Below are 4466 nucleotides of genomic sequence, written 5' to 3' on the forward strand. Positions count from 1 at the left end.
TGCGGCCCACAGCCATCTGCGCCAGACCCAGCACCGCCAGTTGCCCGACGCGACCGAGGCGCTGGCCAGTCTCCGCAACGAGCGTGTCGTCCTGTACTTCCAGCCGATCCGCGAGCTGGAGGACGGACACGATGCCGATCCGCGTGCGCTCACGGGCGAAGTGCTGTGTCGGCTGCTGGACGAGCGGGGCGAGATCATGTCGCCGGCCCGGTTCATGGCGCCGCTGGAGGCCGCGGGCCGGGGCGCCGAACTGGACCTGGCCGTGATGCGCGCACTGTTCCGGCTGCTGCGCAAGTCGCCCGCCGCCCTGCCGCATTGCCGGGAGATCGCGATCAACCTGACCGGACAGAGCCTGGCCTCGATGAGCTTCCAGGTGGAACTGCGCACCCTGCTGGCGGGTTCGCCGTTGCCGATGAGCGCACTGTGCTTCGAGGTCACAGAGACCGCGGCCATCTCCAATACCGCCGCCGCCAGCCACCTGCTGACCGACCTGCGCGCGCTGGGATGCCGTATCGCCATCGACGATTTCGGCACGGGCATGCAGAGCTTCGCGCGGCTGCGAGAACTGCCGGTGGACGTGATCAAGATCGACGGTTCGTTCGTGCGCAACGTCGCCCAGCTGGGCAAGGACTATGCGGTGGTGCAGGCCTCCGTGGCGGTGGCGAAGGCATTCGGCGCGGCGACGGTCGCCGAGTTCGTCGAGGACGAGGACACCGAGTTCTGCCTGCGTCGCCTGGGTGTGCAGCGCGTGCAGGGCTATCTTTACGGCAAGCCCAGACCCTTGGCCGAGGTGCTGTCCGACGCCGTGACGGAGGCCACGGCATCGGGCGGATGAGCCGCCGGCTCAGCCCGGGACGCGTTGGGGGCGGTAGGGTGGCGTGGACATCACCATTTCGGCCAGCGAGAACGCCAGTTCGCGCTCGGCCAGCACCGCGCCGTCGGCGCCGTGTTCCAGCAGGTGCTTCACTTCGCCTTCGCTGTGCGCGCGCGCCAGCAGCGTCAGCGCCGGATTGATCGCGCGCAGCTTGGCCAGTGCCTCGCCGGCTTCCAGCGGCTGCGGGATCGCCAGCACAGCGATCTTCGCGCGCTCGGGGTGCGCTTCGGCCAGCACGCGGTCGGCGGCGGCGCTGCGGCGGGCGTCGCCCAGATCGAACAGCGGCAGCGGCAGGCTGAGGTCGAAGCCGTTTTGCGGCGGCGCGTCGCTATAGGTCTTGCGCACGCCGCCGAGTTCGACATGCTCGATCAGGCTGGTAGCGCGCGCCAGCCCTGCAGCTTGCGCGGTGGCCGTGTAGTCGGCGCGGGCGAGCTGCACGTCCAGACGCTGGTCGAGCGCGGTTTGCAGCGCCATCGGCGCGGCTGCGCTCGGCTGCTTCGGCACCTCCGGCAGTTGCGTCGGCAAAGCGAGGCGGGCGGCTTGTTCTGCCGACAACCCCAGCGCCTGCACCAGCGCTTCGCGGCTTTGCGTGGCGGCCAGTTCGGCGCGGCTCAGGCGTAGCTGGCTGTCGGCGGCGAACAGGCCTTGCTGCGCCGCGTCGAGCTTGGTGAAGTTGCCTGCCTGCCGCATGCGGTCAGCCAGAATGGCGGTGGCCTTGGCCGCTTCCACCACATCGCGGTCGTAGGCGGCAGTTTGCTGTGCCGCCACGGCGCGAACCCAACTCAGCCGCGCCTGCGCCGCCGTGCGCAGCACCGCGCGGGCGAGGCTGAGCCGAAGTTGCGTCTGCTGCGTGTCGTTCAGGCGCGAACGCGTGGGCAAGGTGAGCAGATCGAGCAGACCGAAGCTGAGACTACGGGTGATTTCCACCCCGCCACCGATGAGCAGGCGCTCGAAGCCGAAAACCGGGTTGGTCAACCGGGCGCTTTGCGTGGAGTCGGCCGAGTCGGCCTGCGTCTGCGCGATCAGCCCCTGCAATGCGGGGCTGCCGAGCAGCGCGATGCGCACGGCGTCATCGGCAGACAGGGGTTTGGACAGCAGCGCGTCGATCTGGGCTTGCGCGTCTTGCTGCTGCGCGGGGTCGCGCAGCAAGTGCAGCGGCGTGCCGGTGTGGGGCAGGGTAATGACATTGACGGCCTGTAGCGACTGCCGGGTTTGCAAGGGCGCGCAGGCTGCCAGAAGCGCGGCTGCGGCCAGGGGGGCGAGCCGCAGCGCCCGCAGGCGCACCTGCGGTCTGGGTGGGTTCCACATGAATTGACACCTCATTCGAGCCGCGACAGCGCGCGGCGACACGATGCGCAGCGCAAGTCTGGCGACCCGCGCTGCAACCGGGACTCAAACGGGGTTCAGGCTCTGGGAGGACGCTGCAGGGTGCGCAGATCGGCGCTGTGCCACGCGGTGTTGGCGGCGGAGGGGCACGAGTGCTGCGCGGCGTCGGTCAGCAGCAGGGTGAAGGCCGGGGGCTGAGCCACAGCCAGATGGCAGATCACGCAATGCTGGTGATCGTGAGAGCCGCAATCGGCTGGGGTGTTGGCGTCGACGTGGCAGCCCGGCATGGCTTCCGACGTGTCTTGATCTGCCGCCAGCGAGTGCAGATCCGCCATTGAGGCCATGTCATTTGAGGTCATCTCATGCGCCTGCGCCTGCGCCTGCGCCGTGGTCTGGGCCGGGGTTTGCACTCCGTCGCCCAAATTCATGCTGACCTGCGCCCAGCCGCGCAGAGGCAGCAAGACGAGCAGCAAGACCAGAATGGGACGCAGCAAGCGAGACATGCAGCAAAGTCTAACCTAAGAATTCGCAGGCACACTGCCGTCATCAAACCCCCCATAGAACGTGCGGAAAATGGGTTTTCGCCCCGGCCCGGCAGGGAACTATTGGTCTTTAGCACTCTCTCACTGTGAGTGCTAATATCAAACACAAACAGGAGGATTCCATCCATGACCCACACTCAGTCAGCCGCAATCGTTCTGCGCCCGGCCCAGGTCGATGGCGCGTTTCCGCTCGCCTTGCCCAGTCTGGGCAATCTGGACGCCTACATCAGCGCCGTCAACCGCCTGCCCATGCTCAGCGCGGAAGAAGAGGCGCGGCTGGCTCGCACCTGGCGCGAGCAGGGGGACAAAGACGCGGCGGGCAAACTGGTGCTGTCGCACCTGCGGCTGGTGGTTTCCACCGCACGGCAATATCTGGGCTACGGCCTGCCGCATGCCGACCTCATTCAAGAAGGCAATATCGGCTTGATGAAGGCGGTCAAGCGTTTCGACCCGGCGCATGGCGTGCGGCTGGTGAGTTACGCCCTGCACTGGATCAAGGCCGAAATTCACGAATACATCCTGCGCAACTGGCGGTTGGTGAAAGTGGCCACGACCAAATCGCAGCGCAAGCTGTTTTTCAATCTGCGCTCGATGAAAACGGCCAACGCCGGCATGAACGAGGCGCAGATCGACGACATGGCGCAGGCGCTTAACGTCAAGCGCGAAGACGTGATCGAGATGGAAAGCCGCATGGGCGGCGCCGACATCGCGCTCGATCCCACGGTGGAAGATGGCGAAGAGAGCTACGCGCCCATTTCCTATCTGGCCGACAACACGCAGGAGCCGATGGCCGTGCTCGAAGCGCGCAGCCACGACCGGCTGCAGGTCGAAGGGCTGGAAAACGCGCTGGAACTGCTCGACGCCCGCAGCCGCGCCATTGTCGAGCAGCGCTGGCTGCAGGTGAATGATGACGGCAGCGGCGGCAAGACCCTGCACGAACTGGCCGCCGAATACGGCGTGTCGGCCGAACGCATCCGCCAGATCGAGGTGGCGGCGATGAAAAAAATGCGCAAGTCGCTGGCGGAATTTGCCTGATTCGTTTGCTTGGTTCGTTTGCCTGAATCTGTCGTCGCACCGTCTAAAATAGCCCGTCGATGACGGGCTTTTTTGATGTTTGTCGCACGCGCATCAGCGCCAGCGGCGCACGGCCTGCCGCAGCGCGGCCCATTGCGTTTTGCGCTGGCGGGCATCAACTGGCGGGGCGTAGCGCCAGCGTTCGAGTTGCAGCAGGAGCGCAATGGCGGCGTGCGCGGATTGGGGCGGGAGGCTGTCAGCGCCCAGTCGGGCAGGGTCGATGCGGCCCGCCAGAGTGCGCGGCGGGGTAGAGGGTTCACTGTCGATGCCGACCTGCTCCAGCTTGCCGCGCAGCAGGGCGTAGGTCTGCGTCCAAGCGTCGTGCCTGCGGCGCTCCAGCGCCAGAAACGCGCCGCCGATGGCGGTGGCCACCAGCAGGGTGGCGATGGCCAGCGCGGCCAGGGTGGCCATGTCGGGTTGGTGCAGGCCGAGCTTGTTCAGCAGGTCGAGCTGGCGCTGGCTGCCGTAGTGCAGCACCCACTGGTTCCAGGTGTTGTTGAGCGCGTCCCATTGGTTGCGCAGTTGCAGCAGCAGCGCGGCGTCGCGCGGGCCGAGCGCGGCCACGCCCAACAGGGGCTCGCGCGCGGCCAGGGTGGCGCCGCTGCGGTCGATGCGCGCCGGGTCAACGGCGGCGGTGGGGTCGGCGCGCA

Annotated in this window: 4 protein-coding genes and 1 pseudogene; 2 read left to right on the top strand and 3 right to left on the bottom strand. The window is 67.4% G+C overall.

What is annotated here, in order from left to right:
• Window positions 1–835 (top strand): EAL domain-containing protein (locus B3H47_RS05440; RefSeq protein WP_286986364.1); only part of this gene is annotated, 835 nt, incomplete at its 5' end.
• A 9-nt stretch (window positions 836–844) separates the two neighbouring features.
• Here B3H47_RS05440 and B3H47_RS05445 read toward each other — a convergent pair.
• Window positions 845–2182: a TolC family protein gene (locus B3H47_RS05445; RefSeq protein ID WP_286986365.1), complete on the bottom strand. Its 1338-nt coding sequence runs from the start codon at window positions 2180–2182 to the stop codon at window positions 845–847.
• A 95-nt stretch (window positions 2183–2277) separates the two neighbouring features.
• Window positions 2278–2703, bottom strand: coding sequence for a hypothetical protein (locus tag B3H47_RS05450; protein ID WP_156053275.1), 426 nt, complete (start codon window positions 2701–2703; stop codon window positions 2278–2280).
• A 165-nt stretch (window positions 2704–2868) separates the two neighbouring features.
• Here B3H47_RS05450 and rpoH point away from each other — a divergent pair, with 165 nt between their 5' ends.
• Complete coding sequence (gene rpoH, locus B3H47_RS05455) at window positions 2869–3777, top strand: RNA polymerase sigma factor RpoH (RefSeq protein ID WP_013105057.1); 909 nt, start codon at window positions 2869–2871, stop codon at window positions 3775–3777.
• 93 nt (window positions 3778–3870) lie between these two features.
• On the opposite strand, the pseudogene B3H47_RS05460 reads toward rpoH, so the two are convergent.
• Window positions 3871–4466 (bottom strand): annotated as a pseudogene (locus B3H47_RS05460) (DUF3488 domain-containing protein); the annotation flags it as partial.

Origin of the sequence: Thiomonas sp. UBA7699 (genome assembly GCF_002482605.1) — a bacterium.
GTDB classification, from domain to species: Bacteria; Pseudomonadota; Gammaproteobacteria; order Burkholderiales; family Burkholderiaceae_C; genus Thiomonas; species Thiomonas arsenitoxydans.

Bases quoted from the DNA above. Each gene is read 5' to 3' on its own strand.
- B3H47_RS05445 (WP_286986365.1), bottom strand. From the start codon at position 2,182: ATGTGGAACCCACCCAGACCGCAGGTGCGCCTGCGGGCGCTGCGGCTC.
- rpoH (WP_013105057.1), top strand. From the start codon at position 2,869: ATGACCCACACTCAGTCAGCCGCAATCGTTCTGCGCCCGGCCCAGGTC.
- B3H47_RS05450 (WP_156053275.1), bottom strand. From the start codon at position 2,703: ATGTCTCGCTTGCTGCGTCCCATTCTGGTCTTGCTGCTCGTCTTGCTG.